This window comes from Prochlorococcus marinus XMU1405, assembly GCF_017696275.1.
Taxonomy (GTDB): domain Bacteria; phylum Cyanobacteriota; class Cyanobacteriia; order PCC-6307; family Cyanobiaceae; genus Prochlorococcus_A; species Prochlorococcus_A marinus_AB.
In genome coordinates, this window is the sequence record NZ_JAAORF010000001.1 from 201,095 (window position 1) to 222,976 (window position 21,882).

Here is a 21,882-nt window from a genome sequence, read left to right on the forward strand (position 1 = left end):
TTTATTAATGGATATTAGGGAGATAATCAACCAAAAATTTGCGAGGCTGCCCATCCATAGAATCTGCTAACAGAAGCAATGGCTGCAGCAGAAAAAGATACCATAATTATAACTGCTACTGATTCGCTAAAAAGTTGTTGTTTGTTAGGCCACACGACAAGTTTAAGCTCATCGTAGGTAGATCTAAAAAAATTATTCTTTTTTTTAGGCTCATCAACTTCAGTAGAATCCTTTTTAAGAGGTTCTTTATTGGTAGTAGGACTTGTCACAAAATTTTTTTGAAATTAAGCTTTATGCTTTAGTTTTTATTTTAGCTTATTGATTTACTCCTCAGCTAGGTTTGAAAACGATCTCATCTTTTTTAGCAGGGTTAAGTTTAATTGTTATATTTTTTTTATTTTTGAAGTTATCCTCTAAAAGTTTTGCAGCCAAGGGATTTTCTATTTGTCTTCTAAGTTCCCTGCTAAGTGGCCTAGCACCATATTCAGGCTCGTAAGAATCATTTGCAATTTTGTTGATAACTTTTTTGTCTATAGCGATATTTATTTTCTGTTCAAGTAGCAGGTTCTTTAAATCTTCTGTTTGTAGAATAATTATTTTTTGAAGTTCATCAATAGATAATGGATCAAACTTTACCACTTCGTCAATTCTATTTAAAAATTCAGGTCTAAAAATTGAAGACAATGCATTACTAATTAAATCATCTAGAGTTTGTTGATCTTTTTCTAACTTTCCCTCACTTTTAGAAATCTTTTGAGAATACTCCAGTATAGATTTACCAGCTAGGTTACTTGTCATAATGATTACCGTATTTTTGAAATCTACTGTCCTTCCTTGAGAGTCCGTTAATCTTCCTTCATCTAAGACTTGCAAAAGGATATTAAATACTTCTGCATGTGCTTTTTCTATCTCATCGAGAAGTATTACTGAATAGGGTTTACGTCTTACAGCTTCAGTTAATTGACCTCCCTCTTCATAACCAACATAACCTGGGGGAGCTCCTAAAAGTCTTGCTACGGCATTTTTCTCCATATATTCACTCATGTCTAATCTTAAAAGTGCGTCTTCTTCATCAAATAAAGCTGTTGCAAGAGATTTTGCTAATTCTGTTTTACCAACACCAGTAGGACCCATAAATAAAAAAGATCCAATAGGTCTTTTAGGACTTTTCATACCAACTCGAGCTCTTCTAATTGCAGCAGAAACAGCTTCTATGGCTTTTTCTTGTCCAATAACTTTTTCACTTAGTTCTGTTTCTAGATTGACTAATTTCTTACGTTCATTTGAAACTACTTTAGAAATTGGAATACCTGTGATTTTTGATATAACATCTGCAATATCATCAGGTTCAACTTGATATTTAAAAGGGAAATTTCTATTTTTCTTTATTTTATTAAAATTCTCTTCAACTTTTTGTATGTCATTCTCTATTTCACTTAACTCTTCTTCAAGCTTTTCTAAATAATCTAGATCATTTTCAATTTCGCGATTTGATTTATCTTTTATTTGTTTGGTTAGCTTATCTTCTTCTCTCATTAAAATAGATAATTCTTCCATTTCTTCACGTAAATTGTTCCAATTATCCAAAAGAACGTTCAATTTTGCCTCTGATTGTTTTCTATTATTCAATAGTTTTTCTTGAGCTTCGATATTTTCTCCTTGCAAATTGTTCAATTTTTCATCAATATTATTAAGTTTGTTTTCTTGTTCGAGAATGATTTGAGGCATATTATTAGACTCGATTTTCAACTGTGCAGCTGCTTCATCAATTAAATCTATTGCACTATCAGGGAGACATTTATCGCTGATGTATCTATCGGCCAATTTCGCAGAATAGTTTACAGCCTCTTCAGAAATTTTTATGCCATGATGTAATTCATATTTCTTTTTGATCCCTTGTAATATTTTTGCGCTTAATTCTAATGAAGGTTCATTAACAGCTATCTTTTGAAAACAATTATTTAATGCCTGATCTTTTTCAATAGTTGCACGAAATTTCTCAGGTGTTGTTGTACCGATACATCTAAGTTCTCCTTCAGCTAGTAAAGGTTTTAAGATATTACTGATGTCGGTAGAAGATCTGTCAGAACTTAATATTGAGTGAATTTCATCAATAAATAGAATCATTCCTTGGTTTGGATTATTAAGTTCCTGCATAATTAAGCTTAGTCTTTCCTCTAGTTGACCTCTAAATTTGGTCCCAGAAACTAATGCACCTAAGTCAAGTGAAATAATTTTTAAGTCCTTTAAAGTATCAGGAACTTTTTTGTCTACAATTAATTGAGCAAGTAATTTTGCAATTGAGGTTTTACCAACTCCAGGATTGCCAATAAGTATAGGGTTATTTTTGTTTCTTCTGCAGAGTACCCTCATTAAATTATTGATCTCATTTTCTCTTCCTAAAACGGGATCCAGTAAGCCTTTTTTAGCTGATTCTGTTAAATCTTTTCCATAAATTGAAAGAGCATTTTCATCTTTTCTAACTTGTTTTTTGGTTTCAATTTGAAGTTTACTTTTCGGTAATGGAACAATAGCTTTTTTCAATTTTTCTTCTTTAACTACAGTTTCTTTGTCAGATTCAAAATTAGATTGATTATTTATTTCAATTACATTCCCATAATTAAAAGAATCTTTTGATTGATTAATATTTGGGTAAAACTTTAATTCTTCTTCTAATTTTTCCATTGAAAGGTTTCCTTCTTCAAAAACATAATTTCCAATTCTTAAATCCCTTCCAAGAGCAATTAGTAAATGAGGGATTTCTATTAATCTCGATCCCCATTGAGTTTTAATCTGATTTGCGTTATCTAATAAAATTTCTAAATCTTCTCCGATAGTAAAAATATCTGACTCATTTGTTGGTGTCTCTTCTAAAAAATCTTCTGTTATGTCTAAAACTGTATCTTGGTCTATTGATAATTTTTCAATGAAAGCAAAGAATTCACTTGATGAGAACAATGTATGAACTATGTGTTCAATATTAAATTCGCTATGATCCCATTTTTTTGCGGTTTCTTCCCCTAATAAAAGAAGATTCCAACTGATATCGCTAAATAGTTCAGGACTGGATGTAAGGGTTTCTCTCATAAACTATAAAAACTACAGTTGATTATTAATTAATATTCTAAATAGGATCTGCATTAATAATCATCCAATAATTTTCAAATTGTAAGATGAATTTCAAAAATATTTTTATGAGATGGGTTGCAGGGACTTTGGAATTAATAAAAGTGTTAACTAATATCTAAACTGTTATGAAATAAAAAATTATAATTGTTTAACATATTTATTTCAGATATTAGCCAAATAGTTCAGCTATTAATAGGATTTAAATAGTAATAATTAAATTGTGAAAGAAACTATTGATTTTCTTATTGATACTGTTGAAGCAAGGCAAGTCCTTGATTCAAGAGGTAATCCAACTGTAGAGGCAGAAGTATTTTTGGAATGTGGTGCAAGTGGTAGAGCAATTGTTCCCAGCGGAGCTAGCACTGGTGCTCATGAGGCACATGAATTAAGGGATGGTGGTTCCAAATATATGGGGAAGGGTGTTTTAAATGCTGTTAATAAAATTCATGAAACAATATCCCCGGCTTTATGTGGTTTGTCAGCTTTAGATCAAACTGCAGTAGATAAATTAATGATTGAAATTGATGGAACTCCTAATAAATCTAACCTTGGAGCAAATTCAATCCTTGCAGTAAGTCTTGCAACTGCCAGTGCATCAGCAAATGCTTTAGACGTTCCACTATATAGGTATCTTGGAGATCCATTATCCAATCTCCTTCCAGTCCCATTAATGAATGTAATAAATGGTGGTGCTCATGCACCAAATAGTCTTGATTTTCAGGAATTTATGCTTGTCCCCCATGGAGTTAATAATTTCAGTGAATCATTAAGAATGGGTACTGAAATTTTCCACACATTAAAATCATTGCTTGATCAAAAAGGTCTATCTACTGCTGTAGGGGATGAGGGTGGATTTGCACCTAATTTGTCATCAAGCGAAGAAGCAGGGGACTTATTATTAGAAGCAATTCAAAAAGCCGGATTTAAGCCTGGTGAGCAGGTGTCCTTAGCTTTAGATGCTGCTAGTACTGAATTTTATAGTGATGGTATTTATAAATATGAAGGTAAAAGTTTAAATAGTTCTGAAATGATTTCCTATCTTTCAAGATTAGTTTCTAATTATCCAATAGTTTCAATAGAGGACGGTTTAGCTGAGGATGATTGGGAGGGCTGGTCAGAATTAAATAAAGAATTAGGAAATAAAGTTCAGCTTGTAGGTGATGATTTATTCGTTACTAATACAGAAAGATTAAGGAAAGGGATTATGGAAAAATCTGCTAATTCAATCCTAATAAAGGTAAATCAAATTGGAACATTAACTGAAACTTTGGAAGCTATTGAGTTAGCTAAAATGTCTGGTTTCACAAGTGTTATTAGTCATAGAAGTGGTGAAACTGAAGATACAACAATTGCAGATTTATCTGTTGCCACAAGATCGGGTCAGATCAAGACAGGCTCTTTGAGCAGAAGTGAAAGGATTGCAAAATATAATAGGCTTTTAAAAATCGAGGAGGAATTAGGAAATCAAGCAAGATTCGCTGGAGCTTTAGGTTTAGGTCCCAAAAATATATAGTTTTTTAGCGCTTAAGTTTTTCTAAACGTGAGCCTTTTCTCATACTTAATTGACACTTTATCCAATCAATACTTATTGGTAGTGCAAAAAAAAGTGGCAACAATGCAAAATTATTTTGTTTATTGCTTACTAGTAAAGCAGATGCAATTGATAAGCTTCCTATAAGAATTGAATGGCCTAAAGTTTTTTGAGCAGTAAACATTTTTTTGAATTGCCTATCAGACTCTCCCATTCTTATTTGCAATTGTAAATCGCCCTGCTCTAATCTTTCTAAACTTTCATCTATTCTTTTGGGAATGCCAACAGCTTTAGATCCTAGTTCACCTACTTGCCTTCCAAATTGGTTAATTAAATCGTTGGGAGTTTGATTATTTGAAGTCATAAGTTCTATTAAATAAGGCTTGGTAACTGATACAAGGTTAAACCCTGGATCAAGCATTCTACCAACTCCTTCAAAAGTTGATAAAGCTCTCATCACAAAGATTAAATCTACTGGTAGTTGAAATGGAGTTTCATAAACAAGTTCGTATAAATCTCCAGATAATTTTTCAATAATATTTGGACTAAATGGCGGTGTTAAGGCTTCTTTAAGCATCAATCTGACTAATCTTCTGACTGGTCCTATATCAATATCTTTTGAAATTAGCCCAGCTTTTTGTAATTGACTGACAAGTGATGAGGCGTCTCTTAAAGCAGCAGCCTTAACCATTCCCCCTAATCTTGTTTGAAGATTATTTGAGATATTGCCCATCATTCCAAAATCATAAAATATTAATTTACCTTCATTTGAAACTGCTAGATTCCCTGGATGAGGGTCTGCATGAAAAAAACCATAATTTACTAATTGTTTTAAATAACTGATGGCTCCTATTTCTGCGATTTTTGGTAAATCAATTTCTTGTGATTGTAATTTTTCTAAATCGCTTATTTTTGTTCCTTCTAGATAACTTAAACAAAGGACTTTTTCACTGCTCATATCCCAAATTACTTCAGGAACTGCAACATTTTCATCTTCAAGAAATTGCTGTCTAAATCTTGCTGCATATTGTGCTTCACAATTAAAATCAAGCTCCTTCATGAGAACTTTCCTACACTCTTTGGCAATCTCAACCCAGTTTCTACCTCGACTCCAATTCTTATTTTTTTGCAATAACCCGGCTATTTGCTGCATTATGCCCAAATCGATAATAAACAATTCTTTTAAATTAGGTCTTTGGACTTTAAATACTACTTTCTTACCATCTTTTAAAGTCGCCCTATGGACCTGAGCTAGTGATGCTGATCCAACCGGATCACATATTATTTGATCTATTTCATTAAACTTAGATCCCAGTTCCTCTCTTATAGTTTCTTCAACTTGCGCAAATGAAAAATTAGGAACTTGATCTTGTAATTTAGACAATTCCTGTATCCAGGTATTAGGAATTAAATCAGGCCTTGCTGATAATAATTGTCCAATTTTAATAAATGCTGATCCAAGCTTTATTAATTGATTAGTAAACCACCTAGCTCTTATAATTTGGACCCTACTTTTTTCATTATTCTTAGTTTGGAAAATTGTAAATCTAATATTATCTATCCATAAATTCATTAAAAGCGAAATCAGAGTTATCCAAATAAGAAAGGCCCTATGAAATTTTTTTAAACGATAATTAAGAATGTGATAACTCATTTAATTTGATTATTTATTGTTTTATTAAAGAGATCAATTTGTTTTTTGATACCTTCAATTTCATTTAAAGCTTTTTTTATTTTGGAATCTTGATAAGTATTTGTAGACTCATTTTCTTGAATATTTTCTGCTTTTTCCAGTCTTGATGCTTCTTCGATTATGGATTCTTTTAAACTATCAAATTCTTTTTTGAGAATTTCTGGAGCATCTTGAGCAATATTTGTTGCTTCTTCAATTTTTTCAACCAATATCTCGTTTAATTTTTCGGTTACTTTCTTAATGGCAGCTTTTAAAAGGTAATCAGAGTTGGTCATGAAAAATATAATGTTTCAACGGCAATTGATTTTCGATATGACCTAATAATAGATCAATACAGAACATTTCACGTAACTGATCATTTTGATAATCAATTTTTTATGTTTTTCCTATGTAAGTTTGTTTCTATATTAAGCTTTTTTCTCTTTTTTCTTTTAACTTATATCTATATAAAGGTTCAGGTATTTACTTTAAAAATATCTTCTAACCAAGAACTCATCTAATTAACTACTAAAAAAGGAGTTTTTTAAAATTGGAAATCATTGAGTCAGATGTAGTTATTATCGGAGGAGGTCCGGCCGGATGTACTTGCGCACTTTATACGTCTCGTTCAAATTTAAAGACAGTAATTTTAGATAAAAACCCTTCTGTCGGCGCCTTAGCAATTACTCATCAAATAGCTAACTATCCAGGCGTTCCAGTTGATATAAGTGGAGAGAAATTACTTACTTTAATGAGAGAACAGGCTGTGCAATATGGAACGGACTACAGAAGAGCACAAGTGTTTGGAATAGACACTAGTGGAGAATGGAAAATGGTTTATACACCTGAAGGTACTTTTAAAGCTAGAGCACTTGTACTTGCAAGCGGAGCTATGGGTAGACCTGCATCATTTAAGGGCGAAGCAGATTTTCTTGGCAAAGGAGTAAGTTATTGTGCTACATGTGATGGGGCTTTTTATAAAAATAGAGAAGTTGCCGTTGTTGGAGTCAATAAAGAGGCAATTGAAGAGGCAACTGTTCTAACTAAATTCGCATCAACTGTTCATTGGATTACATCCAGTGATCCTAAATCAGATAATGAAGAAGCTATGGAACTAATGGATAATTCAAATATAAAACATTGGAGTAGAACAAGATTATTGGAAATATTAGGTGATGATATGGGTGTTAATGGGGTTGTTGTAAAAAATAAGCAAGAGGAAAATCCTATTAATTTAAATTTAGATGGAGTGTTTGTCTACATGAGTGGTTCAAAGCCGATTACTGATTTTTTAGGCGATCAAATTGCTTTAAAAGAAGACGGAGGAGTTATTGTCGATGACTTTATGTCTACAAATTCTGATGGAGTATGGGCTATTGGAGACATAAGAAATACACCATTTAAGCAGGCCGTAGTTGCAGCTTCTGATGGATGTATTGCCGCAATGTCAATTGATAGATATTTAAATAGTAGAAAAAATATAAGAGTAGATTGGATTCATTCTTAAAAATAAATATTTTTTCTTAAATTTAGAGGGGTGTTGCTTCAGAAATATAAGCGACTCCTCCGTAATAGCTCAAATCGTCCCTGATGTTATCTCTCATTTTATCTATTAATTCTTGCTCACAAAAAACAATTACATGAGCATTTGCTCCTAATCCTGTAAATTCCATATCTTCAGTCACAACTCTTTCAGGCCCTCTGCCTGTAGCGTGTTTCATAACTGTATATCCAGGAACATTTGCTTTTTCTAATGTTTTAATGATTGCATCTAGTTCTCTTTCACTAAATATTAAGTCTAATCTTTTCATTTTTATAAAGGGGAAAGTGGGATAATAGTATTTACTAAACTCATATATATGGGAATGCCGAGAACTATATTGAATGGGAAAGTTAGACCTAGTGTAGTTGAAATATAATAACTAGATTTAGCTTCTGGAACTGTCATCCTCATCGCTGCAGGAACTGCTAAATAAGAGGCACTTGCACATAAAACCACAAATAAAAGTGCGTTTCCAGGTCCTAAAGATAAAAATCTTGCAACAATAACACCAATAAATGCATTAAATAAAGGCATGAAAATGGCAAATCCAATCAAGAACGAACCCGCATTTTTCAGTCTTGGCAATCTTTGAGCAGCGACTATTCCCATATCTAACAAGAAGAAGCATTCTGCTCCATAGAATAATTGTCCAGTAAAAGGCTCCATTTTTTCAATTCCTGAAGGATTACTGAAAGCAGTGAGAAATCCTACAATCAAGCTTGAGAGCAATAAATAAACTGATCCATTCAAAAGTGATTCGTGTAATATTGCGCTTAGATGCATTTTTCTTGATTTTGGTCTATTTTTGGGAGCTGCAAATTTTACAAGTAATAATCCAACAATTATTGCAGGAGATTCCATTAAAGCTAAGGCGCCAACCATAAAGCCATCAAAAGCTATTTTTTGACTTTCCAAAAAACTTTCTGCGGAAATAAATGTAACAGCGCTAATAGATCCGTATGCTGCTGCTATCGCGGCTGAATTAAAGACATCAAACTTAAATCTTAAAATTAAAAATCCAATCAGAGGGATTACTAGTGACATCAGTATTGCAGCGCTTAAAGTAGGCACTACTTGATTAGTGAAACCACTTTTTTGAATCTCTATGCCTCCTTTAAACCCAATAGCTAAGAGTAAATATAAAGAGAAGAGTTTAGGTAATGGAGCTGGTATTTCTAAATCAGATTTAAAAAGTACTGATATTGCTCCAATCAAAAAGAAAAGAACTGGCGGGGCTAATACATTTTGCAGAATTGGATTTATTTCCATAAATTACTAGGCTATTTCATTTAGAGCAGTTTCTAAAGCTTCTTTTCTCGTTTCAATAATGCCTTCAACTCCAAACTTAGCTAATCTATCCTTTACTTTTTCATTTGCACCAGCAACAAATGCTTTTCTGGAATTATTTTTTGCTTCTTGCATCATGTCCTCTATTGCGAGAGTAGCCGTGACTCCAAGTCTTGGTACATCCGTAATATCTAATATCAAAACCTTATAGTTTCTTACAAGCATCATTCTCTCAGATATACCTTTAGCTGCTCCAAAACTAAGTGGTCCTTTTAGCCTAAACAACATTACTTCTCCTGCACATCTATCTAGAAGTGCTTTTTCATCAGCAGGCAATGCATTTTTTGCTTGATCATCTTTTGATAAAGGATTATCCTCATCCATACCTTCTAGTTGAGTTTCGGTTATTGAATCAATAGTGAGCATATTTGCTATGAATACACCTACTAGAACTGCCCAAATTAAATCCCAAAAAACAGTCATTAAAAGTACTCCGTACATTACTACTGATGTTTTTAAAGATAATTTGTGCGCCCTCCTCAAGAATCCCCAATCAATAATATCTAGGCCTACTTTTATAAGAATTCCTGCTAGCAATGAGGTTGGTATTTGCTCAGCTAAAGGTCCCGCACCAACTAAAACTATCAACAATACAACTGAGTGAACCATACCAGAAATGGGAGTTGATCCTCCAGATTTAACATTTATAACTGTTCTCATGGTTGCTCCTGCTCCAGGTAAACCTGAAAACAGACCTGCTACAGCATTTCCTATCCCTTGACCAATAAGTTCTCTATCGGAATTATGTTTTGTTTGAGAGATATTGTCTGCTACGAGAGATGTCAGTAAGGAATCAATGGCGCCAAGTACTGCTAGGACTAATCCTGCCTTGAAAATAATTGGGAAATATTGATTAAAACTTGGGAAATTTAAAGATGGAACTCCCCTTGGAATTTCTCCAATTCTATCAATAGCTCCGTCTCCAAAAATTAAAATTGATATTGGAGTTACTATCAATAAGGCCAATAGAGGAGAAGGAACCCATTGACTTATTTTTCTAGGAGTTAGAAATACTATACCTAGAGTCATTATTGCCACTCCAATAGCAGCACCATTTGGCTGGAAATTTGAAAATACAGTAGATAAAGATTCGACTACCCCACCACGAGTGCTAATACCTAGTAGTGGTCCAATCTGAAGTGCAATGATTATGACTCCAATACCAGACATAAATCCTGATACAACAGAATATGGAACTAAAGTAATGTATTTTCCAAGTTTTAGAATCCCAAATAATATTTGCAGTAAGCCGCCAATGACTACCGCTGCCATCACTAAAGGTAAAATTTGCCCTGCAGAGAGATCTCTTGGAACCCCCACTGCTGCTAAGCCTGCTACTACGCCAGCAACAGTTACACTCATGGGACCTGTAGGTCCACTAACCTGAGCAGGTGTTCCACCGAACAATGCTGCTAAGAAACCAACTACTACTGCCCCATATAGTCCATAAATTGCTCCGCCAGGTCCTAACGCAGCATTACCAAAAGCAAGAGCGAGAGGTAAAGCCACCACTGCGGCTGTGATCCCTCCAAGAATATCTCCTCTTACATTCTTTAGATGAAATCCATTAATTATTTTCAAAGATACTCTCCTTAAAATAAATACTTAACTAAAAGATATTATCTCTTTATGACGTAAATTTGTGAAAAATGAAGTTTGTGCAAAATATTTTTGTAACTTTTTTCTTTTTTTTAATAAATTTTAGTTACTTTTCCTGAACAAAACTAGTCTCTGATTGATTCATGTGCGAGACAAGCGATTAATGTATTAGATAAATATTTTTCAATTTAATAATATTCAAATGAATTCGATTATTCGTCCAAGAAGATTAAGAAGAACTGAGGCAATTAGAGAAATGGTTAGAGAAAACCATTTGGCGGCATCGGACTTTATCTATCCATTATTTATTCATGAAAAAGATTTCAAAGAGGAAATTTCCGCAATGCCCGGAACTTACAGATGGGATATTAATGGCTTATTAAAGGAGGTTACTAGGGCATGGGAATTGGGAATTAGATGTGTGGTTCTTTTCCCAAAAATTAACGATAGCTTAAAGACTGAAGATGGAGCAGAATGTTTTAATGAGGACGGTTTAATACCTAAAGCTATTCGAATATTAAAAAAAGAGATTCCAGAAATGGCAATAATGACAGATGTTGCCTTGGACCCTTACTCGTGTGATGGACATGATGGCTTAGTTGATGAAACTGGAAAAATATTGAATGATGAAACGATTGAAATTTTAAAAAAACAAGCTTTAACTCAAGCTAGAGCTGGAGCAGATTTTATCGGCCCTAGTGACATGATGGATGGGAGAGTTGGAGCAATTAGGACTGCTCTTGATAATGAAGGATTTAGTGATGTAGGTATCATTAGTTATACAGCTAAATATTCTTCTGCTTATTATGGTCCGTTTAGAACTGCTTTAGATTCGGCTCCTAGAGAAAATAATAAGAAAGTAATTCCAAACAATAAATCTACATATCAAATGGACCCTGCCAATTCAAAAGAGGCTTTAATTGAATCTGCATTGGATCAGTATGAAGGAGCTGATATTTTGATGGTAAAACCAGGAATTTCTTATTTGGATATTGTTTATAGACTAAGCACATTTTCAAATAAGCCCATAGCTGCATACAACGTTAGTGGGGAGTATTCCATGGTAAAGTCTGCTGCCATGAAGAACTGGATTAATGAAAAAGATATTGTTTTAGAGACATTGCTTAGTTTTAAAAGAGCAGGAGCAAAATTAATCCTCACTTATCATGCTTGTGATGCATCTCAATGGTTGCAGGATACTTAAAAACTCATTATTAACAAAAATTTGGTTTATTCTTAGATAAGAAATAAATTAATTGCTTTGTTTTGAAGTTTTCACAAGGTGTAAATAGGATTGGTCACATTGCGCTAAGAGTAGAGAATCTCGAAAGGGCGAAATCTTTTTATATTAAGCTGGGTATGAATTTGGTTTGGGATGATAAAGATTGGTCTTATTTAGAGGCAGGTAAAGGGAAAGATGGACTTGCGTTGTTAGGCCCTAGCTACAAAGCTGCAGGACCTCACTTTGCTTTTCATTTTGAAAATAAAAAAGAAGTGGAAAATATTCAAAATGATTTAAAAAATTCTGGTGTAAAAGTTGGTCCTTTACATGAGCATAGAGATGGAACAGCATCTTTTTATATGAAGGATACTGAAGGAAACTGGCTTGAGATGCTTTATGTTCCTCCAGAAGGGATTCAATCGAATGTTTGATTCTTTTTTTTTGTATGCAAGAGAAAAGTTATTCTAAAAAATCATATTCAGATGACACCTTAGAAGAAGAATCTATAAACCTTTTAGAGTGGGATTCATTAAAAACGCATTTATCTTCATTTGCCTCAACGGAAATGGGTAAACGATCAATTTTAAGTTTTGTTATACCTTCAGAATACGAGGCATCTAAAAGACTTTTGAATGAAACTGTTGAAATTAATGAGCTAGAAAAAAATTTAGATAAATCAATTAGTTTTTCTGGTGTTTTTGATATTAGTAGAAATATTGAAATTTGTTCGAAGGGAGGTGTAATTTCATCTTCTGAATTGTTAGAAATAGCGAAAACAATTGCTGCAGCAAGAAATTTAAAAAAAATGTTATTAGATTTTGAACATAGGCCTTATATTTCATCATTCACAAAAAATTTAATTGACCATCAGAATATTGAAACGATTTTTAAAAAAGGCATTGAATCGAATGGAAGGATTTCAGACAATGCTAGTAATGAACTATCTATTCTTAGAAAAGAATTTTTATCTAAGAAAGTTGAAAGAAAAATATTAGTTGAGAAATTTATTCAAAAGAATTTAGCTTATTTGCAAGATACTACTATTGGAGATCGATATGGAAGGCCTGTTTTAGCAGTGAAAGTTAATTATGTAGATAAATTTAAAGGAATAATTCATGACTCTTCATCTTCAGGAAATACAGTATATTTTGAGCCTGAAAGTGTAGTAACTAAAGGTAATAAGATTGCTTCTTTAGAGGCTAGGATCACAGCAGAAGAATTTAAATTGCTTAAGAAATGGTCTCAGGTTGTTAGTGATAATTCAAAAAATCTTATTGAAATGTCATCCATTTTATTAAGATTAGAAAATGCTCTAACTCGTTCAAGATATTCGAAATGGATTGGAGGGAAAACTCCAACATTTGAGAAAAATCCTATTATTTCTTTAATTGGTTTTTCTCATCCATTATTGATTTGGGAACATAAGAAAAAAGGAGCCCCTGCCCCAGTAGCTGTCGATTTTTATGTAAATAGAAATATTAAGGTTGTAGCCATTACAGGTCCAAATACTGGAGGTAAAACAGCAGCTTTAAAAGGTTTGGGCTTGTCTTTACTTATGGCTAGAGCAGGATTATTGATACCTTCAACTAATAATCCTATTATCCCTTTTTGTCCAAATATATATGTGGATATAGGGGATAATCAATCATTAGAAGAAAATTTATCTACCTTCAGTGGGCATATATCCCGCATAAAAGAGATATTAGATTCACTTCATTATAAGAAAGGATTATCAGTTGTTTTGTTAGATGAGATTGGATCTGGCACAGATCCTCTTGAAGGGAGTGCTCTTGCGATGGCTTTATTAAAAGAATTTGCAAATAAATCTGATATTACCTTGGCAACTACACATTATGGAGATATTAAGGCTTTAAAATATAATGACTCAAGATTTGAAAACGTATCAGTTGCCTTTGATGAGGAATCTTTGAAGCCAAAATATATACTCAACTGGGGTATTCCTGGGAGAAGTAATGCTTTGTCAATTTCAAAGAGAATTGGTCTCGATGAAAGCATACTAAATGAAGCTGCAAATTATCTAAAGCCAAAAGAAGTTGACAACATTAACAATATTATTAAAGGACTTGAGGAAGAGAGGATTAAACAACAAAATTCTGCAGAAGCTGCTGCAGAATTGATTGCAAGGACTGAAATATTACATGATGAACTGAAGAGAAATTATGAATATCAAAAAATAAATGCTCAAAAAATCCAGGAAATTGAAAGGTCTAAATTATCAAAACATATTATATCTGCTAAAAAAGAGGTGATAGATTTGATTAAAAAATTAAGAGATAAAAATGTTAATGGAGAGGATACGAGAATTATTGGAAAAAGATTAAAGGAAATTGAGACGGAACATTTAACCCAAAAAAAATCTGAAAAGTCAATATCATGGAACCCTCAGGTAGGCGATTTTGTAAAGATTAAAAGTCTAAATAGTACGGGACAAATTGTAGATTTAGATAAAAAAGGTGGTTTTTATGAAATTAAATGTGGTTCATTTAGAAGCACATTATCTGTAAATGACTTTGAAGGTATTAATGGAGAAAAGCCTAATTTCAAAAGGTCAAAAATTGAGATCAACTCTACAAGAGAAGATTTTTCTTTTTCTAAAATTAGAACGAGTAAAAATACAATTGACGTAAGAGGGTTAAGAGTTCATGAAGCCGAAATAATTATTGAAGAGAAAATTAGAAAATTTCATGGACCGTTATGGATTGTTCATGGAATTGGCACAGGGAAATTAAAGAAAGGACTAAGAAATTGGTTATCAGGTTTAAATTATGTTGATAAGATTGAAGATGCAGCCAACAATGAGGGTGGTCCTGGTTGCAGTATTGCGTGGATAAAATAAAATTTAAAATACCTAGAAAACAATTTAATAAACGTATTAAGTGCAATTTATTGATCAAGCCAACATTATTCTTAAAGCTGGAAAAGGTGGAAATGGAATAGTTTCATTTAGAAGAGAAAAATTCGTTCCTGCTGGAGGACCTTCAGGGGGAAATGGTGGCAGAGGGGGTTCAGTTATTTTGATGGCTGATAATAATCTTCAAACATTATTAGATTTCAAATTCAAACGTGAAATAATTGCTGAAGATGGATGCAAAGGAGGTCCTAATAAGAGATCAGGTGCTTCAGGTGAAGATACAATCCTTAAAGTACCCTGCGGTACAGAAATAAGGGATATTAAAACAGGTATTATTTTAGGAGACTTAACTAAACATAAACAGAGTTTAACTATTGCCATTGGTGGAAGAGGTGGACATGGTAATGCTTACTATTTAAGTAATCAGAATAGAGCTCCAGAATCATTCACTGAAGGGCAAGATGGTGAGCTATGGGAGGTTCAATTAGAACTAAAACTTCTTGCAGAGGTTGGGATTATAGGTCTTCCAAATGCTGGAAAAAGTACCTTGATTTCTGTTGTATCATCTGCCAGTCCAAAAATCGCAAATTATCCTTTCACAACTCTAATACCTAACCTAGGTGTAGTAAGAAAAATTGATGGGAATGGTTGTCTTTTTGCGGATATTCCTGGATTAATATCAGGGGCAGCTGATGGAGTAGGTTTAGGCCATGATTTTTTAAGGCATATCCAAAGAACGAAGATACTTGTTCATTTAATTGATGCAATTGCAGAAAATCCTTTACATGATTTTGAGATAATTGAGCAGGAATTAAAAAAATATGGAAAAGGTCTTTTAGATAAGGAGAGGATAATAGTATTGAATAAAATGGAGCTGGTAGATGATGATTATTTGGAAATAATTTCAAAAAAGTTAGAAGATTTATCTAAAAAGAAAGTTTTAGTTATTTCTTCATCTTTAAAAAAAGGTTTATCTTCACTGCTTTCTGAAGTATGGAAAAGGATCTAACTTAAATTTAAAATTTTTTTGTAAAAAAAACACTTGATTTAATAATGAAAATTAGTCATAAATAAGATACATCTTTAAACACAATATGAATTTCTATACTTGCTTTGATCAACAAGGAAAAATAATAGCTAGATGTCAAACCATTCAAGATATTGAGGTTTTGAAGAAAATGGGAAGACCAATAGTAGAAGTCAAGGAAATGAAAAATGAAGAGTCGGTTGTATGTTCACTAACAGGAAGTCCATCCGACTTTAATCGAGATTACTAATAGAATTAATAAATAAAAAAAGGGCTCTAAAGCCCTTTTTTTATTGTGCATTATTTATCGAAAGAAAAATTAATCATCATAAACAAGACATTCTGGTTCATCCGGGTTGGCATCGCAGAATAGTTCCAAAGCATTAGGGTCATGTTTATCATCTGGATGATGATCTTTATACTCTTCGAGTTCTTTTAGCTCTTCAGTTAAATGTCTGACCTTTGGAAGATTGCCCTCTGCTTTTGCAGATTCGATTTCCGATTGATCTTTTTGGATGTGTTCGTCAATGGATTTCATTTTAAGCTTTTCGTACTTTAGTAGACATACATAACATAGTTAATTTCTAATGAAATTGCATTATCTATGAACTAAATAAGTGTTCATTACAACATCATTTTTTTTTGAAATTGATTTATTTATTTTTTTAGGTCTCTACTTTGATTATTTCCTTTAGCGGTGGTAAAACTGGGATTATTTGATTTGGGTTTAAAGGGAATAAAGCTTTGTAGTAATCTTTTTTCCATTCATTGTCGAAGCATGTCCTATTTACGTTAGATAATTTAAAGAATTTTAATCTCCATTCAATAATCTTTTCAAAACTTGATAGTTCTTGTTCAGTACATTTGAAAAGTTTGCTATATATCAATTCCCATCTTATAAGCGTTGGGAAAAGGTAAATATCTGCGTAGGTTAAATCTTCTCCAAATATCCAGTCCCCTTTATTTTTCTTTAGTAAATTTTCAATTTCATTTATAGCTGCGAAAAGATTTTTACTTGCTTTTTCGTAAGCTGACTGGTTTCTGGCAAAACCACATTTATATACGCCATCATTAATGCTGTTATTAATTAAATCTAAAAATTTTTGATTACCGTCTTTAATACTTAATGCCTGATATTTCGATTCACTTTTTATTGAATTGAGTAGTCTAATAATATGTGAACTTTCATTAGACAGAATATTTACTTCATCTTTTACAAAGCTAATTAAAAGAGGTAATGTCGCTCTAAAAATAATCTTTTTATTAGCCTTTTTGTAAAGGTCTGAAAGTCTTATACATCCCTTAATCTTTGTATTGAAAATCCATTCGCCATGCTCAATATCTGCCTTTAAAAAAATTACTTTAACTTTTTTAAATAAATCTTTTATTTCGTGTACGAGTAAAGTTCTTTGACACCATGGACAAGAATGACCTACTAATAAATAAATTTGTCCATTTTCATTATTAATATCGTATTCACTATTAATAGTTATACCTTTAGGCCTTTTATAATTACCATGTAAATCTGATGGCGCGAAGCCATTCATTAATTGGGTCCAAAACCAAAACCAGAATTTTCTGGAGGCCTTTATAAGGTATTTATTTTGCATAAAATTTTATTTTTAAAGAAAAAATGACTGTTCAAAGAATACTTATCGTTTCAGGCACTCATGGGAATGAAATTAATCCTGTTTGGGCTGTTAAGCAATTTAATAGAAAGGAAAATAGTTTAAATAATGGTATTGAGTATGAGTACATCATAGGGAATCCTGCTGCCTATGAAAAAGGTTGCAGATATATAGATGTAGATTTAAATAGATCTTTTAAAGAAAGTGAGAATTTTGATCAACACAAGAATAGCTTTTATGAAACTAATAGAGCCAATTTTTTATTAGATGAATTTGGAATTGACGGATCTAAACCCTGTCAAATTGCAATCGATTTGCACACTACTACTGCAAATATGGGAACAAGCATTGTTATGTATGGGAGGAGATCCAAAGATTTTTGTTTAGCTGCATTATTGCAGAACAAATTTGGATTGCCTATTTATTTACACGAAAAAGATAAAGCCCAAACAGGCTTTCTTGTAGAAGCTTGGCCATGTGGTTTAGTTATTGAAATAGGAGCTGTCGCACAAAATTTTTATGATCAAAACATTATAAATAGATTCTCTCTAATAATTAGCTCCCTAAGGGAAGAGATAGATAAATTAAAAAATAAACTTATAGAACTTCCAAAGGAATTAGTGGTTCACGTTCATCAAGGGAGTATAGATTATCCAAGAGATGAAAAGGGAGATATTGATGGCATAATTCATCCTGAGAGAATAAACCAAGATTGGAAAATGATTAAAAAAGGAGATCCATTATTTCTGGATAGCCAAGGACTAATCCACAAATATGAAAGGGACCAATTGATTTGGCCTGTTTTTATTGGAGAAGTTGCTTATAAGGAAAAAAAAATTGCCATGAGCTACACAAAAAAAGAAGTGATTTGTTCCAAAAAACAATGGGTTAAAGAGTTTGAAAGTTTTTAAATTAAGAAACCGGAACAATAAATCATTGAAATCTAATAAGTATTTTTTATTTTATAGATAAGTTTATTTAATATTTAAAACTTTTATTTTTTTTCTAATTTTTAAAACTTAAAAATCTAAATTCTTTCGCTCCAATAAATAACAGCTCCAAAAGCCTCTAATTGCAGTCTTCTATGCTTTGCCTCTCTTAAGGAAACCACCTCTCTAGATCTTTTTCCGTTAAGAAGCCATTCGATTATTACCAAGTTGAATCCTCAATAACAAAGAAAATCTTAAGACATGGAAGTTCTTTTCTCCTGTTTTCCAAAAAATAAGTTTACTTAAAGAAAAAATATTTACACATTTTTAGCGATTTTGGTCTAAAATCTTCGAAGCGGAATAATTTTCCGTTTTTATTTACTCGTCTCACTTTAGAGACATACTTTACGAACTCATGACAACTATTCAGCAGCAGCGTTCTTCGCTGTTAAAAGGTTGGCCACAGTTTTGTGAGTGGGTAACATCAACTAACAACAGAATTTATGTTGGTTGGTTCGGCGTCTTAATGATTCCATGCCTTCTTACAGCAGCGGCTTGCTTCATCGTTGCATTCATCGCAGCACCACCAGTAGACATCGACGGAATTAGAGAGCCAGTTGCTGGTTCATTCCTATATGGAAACAACATCATCTCAGGTGCAGTTGTTCCTTCATCTAACGCTATTGGTCTACACTTCTACCCAATTTGGGAAGCAGCTACTGTAGATGAGTGGTTATACAACGGTGGTCCTTACCAACTTGTAATTTTCCACTTCCTAATCGGTATCTCAGCATACATGGGAAGACAGTGGGAGCTTTCATACCGTTTAGGTATGCGTCCTTGGATCTGTGTTGCATATTCTGCACCAGTTTCAGCAGCTTTCGCAGTATTCCTTGTATACCCATTCGGTCAAGGTTCATTCTCTGACGGAATGCCTCTAGGTATCTCTGGAACATTCAACTTCATGTTTGTTTTCCAGGCAGAGCACAACATTCTTATGCACCCATTCCACATGGCTGGTGTTGCTGGTATGTTCGGAGGATCTTTATTCTCAGCTATGCACGGTTCACTTGTTACTTCATCTCTAATCAGAGAAACAACTGAGACAGAATCTCAGAACTATGGTTACAAGTTCGGACAAGAAGAAGAAACATACAACATCGTTGCAGCTCATGGCTACTTCGGTCGTTTGATCTTCCAATATGCAAGTTTCAACAACAGCAGAAGTCTTCACTTCTTCCTAGCTGTATTCCCAGTTGTTTGTGTATGGTTAACTTCAATGGGTATCTGCACAATGGCATTCAACCTTAACGGTTTCAACTTCAACCAGTCAGTTGTTGATGCAAACGGTAAGATTGTTCCTACATGGGGTGACGTTCTTAACAGAGCAAACCTAGGTATGGAAGTAATGCACGAGCGTAACGCTCACAACTTCCCACTTGATCTAGCAGCAGCTGAGTCTACAACAGTAGCTCTTTCAGCTCCAGCTATCGGTTAAGCTTAAAGTTCTTAAACTTATAAGCCCCCTTTTGGGGGCTTTTTTTTGTTTAATTTTCAATTGGTTTCATATAATGTTTATATATAGATAAAACATTTGATATTTCTATGAGTAGTAGTTTTGGAAAAATTTTTCGTGTTAGTACTTTTGGAGAATCACATGGTGGTGCAGTAGGAGTTATCCTTGATGGATGTCCTCCTAAGTTAGAAATAGATATAAGAATGATACAAAATGAATTAGATAGGCGCAGACCTGGCCAAAGTGACATTACAACACCCAGAAATGAAGAAGATAAAATTGAAATATTAAGTGGGATAAAGGAAGGGTTAACACTTGGAACTCCAATAGCAATGTTGGTAAGAAATAAGGATCAAAGACCAGGAGATTATAATAATTTGGAGCAGGTATTTAGACCTTCTCATGCAGATGGTACATATCATCTGAAATATGGAATTCAGGCAAGTTCTGGCGGTGGAAGAGCCTCTGCTAGAGAAACAATTGGGAGAGTAGCTGCTGGTGCTGTAGCAAAACAATTATTAAAAACCTTCTGTAACACTGAAATACTATCTTGGGTAAAGCGTATACATGATATTGATTCTGATATAAATAAAGAGAAAATTTCTCTCAAAAAAATTGATTCTAATATTGTTAGATGTCCTGATGTAAGGGTATCAACAGAAATGATCCAGAGAATTAAGGAATTAAAGCGCCAAGGAGACTCTTGCGGTGGTGTTATTGAATGTCTAGTAAGAAATGTTCCCTCTGGTCTTGGAATGCCTGTTTTTGATAAATTAGAAGCTGATTTAGCAAAGGCTTTGATGTCTTTGCCTGCTACGAAAGGCTTTGAAATAGGTTCAGGTTTCTCTGGAACTTATTTAAAAGGAAGCGAACATAATGATGCCTTCATCAAGTCTGATGATATAAGTAAGTTAAGAACAACATCAAACAATTCAGGAGGTATACAAGGCGGAATAAGTAATGGTGAAAATATCGAGATGAAGATAGCTTTTAAACCTACAGCAACCATCGGGAAAGAACAGAAAACAGTAAATGCTGAAGGTAAAGAAGTACTTATGAAAGCAAAAGGGAGACACGATCCATGCGTTCTACCAAGAGCAGTTCCCATGGTTGATGCTATGGTAGCTTTAGTACTTGCTGATCATTTGCTTCTAAATCATGCTCAATGTGACTTAATAAATAAGAAGTAGTTTTGTTGAATAAATTATATTTATCCTTAACTTAATTATTTTTAAGCCATTCATATATTTTTGGATCAAATTTTTTATTTTTGATAGCTTTATCTCCAATTACAACTGCTTTATACCCTAAAGATTTATAAGTTTTTAAATCATTGATTGATAGTCCTCCAGCCGCAATGAAATCAATATTTTTATAGTTGAGTATATTTATCGAACTATCTTTACTTTGTATTGGGTAAATTTTGATAATGTTGCAATTTAAATCTATCGCTTCCTTAAGATTTTTTAAATTATTAATTCCAGGAATTAATAAATAATTTTTTGACTGCGCATAATTGAAAAGATCTTTATCCCAAAATTTCATCATCGAAAAATTTAATCCAATTTTTAAAGAATCTTCTAATGATTGCTTATTAACTATGGAGGCAGAGCCTAAATTAATTCTTGGATATTTAATTTTGATATCGGATACAAAATCGAACCAATTTTCGTTATTAGACCAACTTATTTCAATATTCTTTAATCCTAATTTTATTAAGTTTTCTAATTCTTCAAACAATGAATTTCTTATAGAGGTATTTGAGTAAATATTATCATCAGGTTTTATAAGTAAAAAAAAAGACTCAATTTTCAGGTACTCCGAAAAAGAATCTTCTTTATTATTCATTAAATATTTAAATTCCGCG

Annotated in this window: 21 protein-coding genes; 10 read left to right on the forward strand and 11 right to left on the reverse strand. The window is 32.9% G+C overall.

The window, feature by feature from the left end; genetic code table 11:
* Positions 1-26 precede the first annotated feature (26 nt).
* Both secE and HA148_RS01095 read right to left on the reverse strand, forming a co-directional pair.
* The gene (secE, locus tag HA148_RS01090) at positions 27-269 is read right to left on the reverse strand and encodes a preprotein translocase subunit SecE (RefSeq protein WP_209129467.1); all 243 of its coding nucleotides are present in this window, start codon (positions 267-269) and stop codon (positions 27-29) included.
* A 61-nt stretch (positions 270-330) separates the two neighbouring features.
* Positions 331-3,087: an ATP-dependent Clp protease ATP-binding subunit gene (locus tag HA148_RS01095; RefSeq protein WP_209129469.1), complete on the reverse strand. Its 2,757-nt coding sequence runs from the start codon at positions 3,085-3,087 to the stop codon at positions 331-333.
* Positions 3,088-3,349: 262 nt separating this feature from the next.
* Between HA148_RS01095 and eno the strand changes: the two genes are divergently transcribed.
* The gene (eno, locus tag HA148_RS01100) at positions 3,350-4,642 is read left to right on the forward strand and encodes a phosphopyruvate hydratase (protein WP_209129471.1); all 1,293 of its coding nucleotides are present in this window, start codon (positions 3,350-3,352) and stop codon (positions 4,640-4,642) included.
* A gap of 4 nt (positions 4,643-4,646) precedes the next feature.
* Here the strand turns inward: eno and HA148_RS01105 are convergent, their stop codons facing one another.
* Together HA148_RS01105 and HA148_RS01110 are read right to left on the reverse strand one after the other, a co-directional pair.
* Positions 4,647-6,314, reverse strand: coding sequence for an ABC1 kinase family protein (locus tag HA148_RS01105; RefSeq protein WP_209129473.1), 1,668 nt, complete (start codon positions 6,312-6,314; stop codon positions 4,647-4,649).
* Positions 6,311-6,628, reverse strand: a complete 318-nt coding sequence (locus HA148_RS01110; protein ID WP_209129476.1) for a hypothetical protein — start codon at positions 6,626-6,628, stop codon at positions 6,311-6,313. Before HA148_RS01110 ends, HA148_RS01105 begins: the two co-directional genes overlap by 4 nt.
* 254 nt (positions 6,629-6,882) lie before the next feature.
* Between HA148_RS01110 and HA148_RS01115 the strand changes: the two genes are divergently transcribed.
* Positions 6,883-7,839, forward strand: coding sequence for an NAD(P)/FAD-dependent oxidoreductase (locus tag HA148_RS01115; RefSeq protein ID WP_209129478.1), 957 nt, complete (start codon positions 6,883-6,885; stop codon positions 7,837-7,839).
* 22 nt (positions 7,840-7,861) lie between these two features.
* Here the strand turns inward: HA148_RS01115 and HA148_RS01120 are convergent, their stop codons facing one another.
* The 3 genes from HA148_RS01120 to HA148_RS01130 are packed head-to-tail and all read right to left on the reverse strand — an operon-like array spanning position 7,862 to position 10,803.
* Positions 7,862-8,143, reverse strand: a complete 282-nt coding sequence (locus tag HA148_RS01120; protein WP_002805886.1) for a P-II family nitrogen regulator — start codon at positions 8,141-8,143, stop codon at positions 7,862-7,864.
* Between the two features lie 2 nt (positions 8,144-8,145).
* A complete protein-coding gene (locus tag HA148_RS01125; protein WP_209129480.1) occupies positions 8,146-9,144 on the reverse strand; it encodes a sodium-dependent bicarbonate transport family permease in 999 nt (332 codons plus the stop codon).
* Positions 9,145-9,150: 6 nt separating this feature from the next.
* The gene (locus HA148_RS01130) at positions 9,151-10,803 is read right to left on the reverse strand and encodes a SulP family inorganic anion transporter (RefSeq protein ID WP_209129482.1); all 1,653 of its coding nucleotides are present in this window, start codon (positions 10,801-10,803) and stop codon (positions 9,151-9,153) included.
* 220 nt (positions 10,804-11,023) lie between these two features.
* Here HA148_RS01130 and hemB point away from each other — a divergent pair, with 220 nt between their 5' ends.
* From hemB to HA148_RS01155, 5 genes are all read left to right on the forward strand, one after another.
* Positions 11,024-12,025: a porphobilinogen synthase gene (gene hemB / locus HA148_RS01135; protein WP_209129484.1), complete on the forward strand. Its 1,002-nt coding sequence runs from the start codon at positions 11,024-11,026 to the stop codon at positions 12,023-12,025.
* A gap of 62 nt (positions 12,026-12,087) precedes the next feature.
* Complete coding sequence (locus HA148_RS01140; RefSeq protein WP_032523985.1) at positions 12,088-12,474, forward strand: VOC family protein; 387 nt, start codon at positions 12,088-12,090, stop codon at positions 12,472-12,474.
* A 14-nt stretch (positions 12,475-12,488) separates the two neighbouring features.
* A complete protein-coding gene (locus HA148_RS01145) occupies positions 12,489-14,900 on the forward strand; it encodes an endonuclease MutS2 (protein ID WP_209129486.1) in 2,412 nt (803 codons plus the stop codon).
* 40 nt (positions 14,901-14,940) lie between these two features.
* On the forward strand, positions 14,941-15,924 hold the full coding sequence (gene obgE, locus HA148_RS01150) for a GTPase ObgE (RefSeq protein ID WP_209129488.1): 984 nt from the start codon (positions 14,941-14,943) through the stop codon (positions 15,922-15,924).
* Between the two features lie 85 nt (positions 15,925-16,009).
* On the forward strand, positions 16,010-16,192 hold the full coding sequence (locus tag HA148_RS01155; RefSeq protein WP_011817712.1) for a hypothetical protein: 183 nt from the start codon (positions 16,010-16,012) through the stop codon (positions 16,190-16,192).
* A gap of 69 nt (positions 16,193-16,261) precedes the next feature.
* On the opposite strand, the gene HA148_RS01160 is transcribed toward HA148_RS01155, so the two are convergent.
* Both HA148_RS01160 and HA148_RS01165 read right to left on the reverse strand, forming a co-directional pair.
* The gene (locus HA148_RS01160; protein WP_019480078.1) at positions 16,262-16,480 is read right to left on the reverse strand and encodes a CP12 domain-containing protein; all 219 of its coding nucleotides are present in this window, start codon (positions 16,478-16,480) and stop codon (positions 16,262-16,264) included.
* A 127-nt stretch (positions 16,481-16,607) separates the two neighbouring features.
* Positions 16,608-17,552: a glutathione S-transferase family protein gene (locus HA148_RS01165; protein WP_209129491.1), complete on the reverse strand. Its 945-nt coding sequence runs from the start codon at positions 17,550-17,552 to the stop codon at positions 16,608-16,610.
* A 23-nt stretch (positions 17,553-17,575) separates the two neighbouring features.
* On the opposite strand from HA148_RS01165, the gene HA148_RS01170 reads away from it, so the two are divergent.
* Complete coding sequence (locus HA148_RS01170) at positions 17,576-18,481, forward strand: aspartoacylase (RefSeq protein WP_209129493.1); 906 nt, start codon at positions 17,576-17,578, stop codon at positions 18,479-18,481.
* A 116-nt stretch (positions 18,482-18,597) separates the two neighbouring features.
* On the opposite strand, the gene HA148_RS09605 is transcribed toward HA148_RS01170, so the two are convergent.
* Positions 18,598-18,726, reverse strand: coding sequence for a hypothetical protein (locus HA148_RS09605; protein WP_257008958.1), 129 nt, complete (start codon positions 18,724-18,726; stop codon positions 18,598-18,600).
* 188 nt (positions 18,727-18,914) lie between these two features.
* Here HA148_RS09605 and psbA point away from each other — a divergent pair, with 188 nt between their 5' ends.
* Positions 18,915-19,997 carry a photosystem II q(b) protein gene (gene psbA / locus HA148_RS01175; RefSeq protein ID WP_002805533.1) on the forward strand — a complete coding sequence of 361 codons (1,083 nt, stop codon included), beginning with the start codon at positions 18,915-18,917 and terminating at the stop codon, positions 19,995-19,997.
* A 107-nt stretch (positions 19,998-20,104) separates the two neighbouring features.
* Positions 20,105-21,205, forward strand: coding sequence for a chorismate synthase (gene aroC / locus HA148_RS01180; protein WP_209129495.1), 1,101 nt, complete (start codon positions 20,105-20,107; stop codon positions 21,203-21,205).
* Positions 21,206-21,236: 31 nt separating this feature from the next.
* Here aroC and HA148_RS01185 read toward each other — a convergent pair whose 3' ends face one another.
* Complete coding sequence (locus HA148_RS01185; protein WP_209129497.1) at positions 21,237-21,863, reverse strand: bifunctional 4-hydroxy-2-oxoglutarate aldolase/2-dehydro-3-deoxy-phosphogluconate aldolase; 627 nt, start codon at positions 21,861-21,863, stop codon at positions 21,237-21,239.
* Positions 21,864-21,882 lie beyond the last annotated feature (19 nt).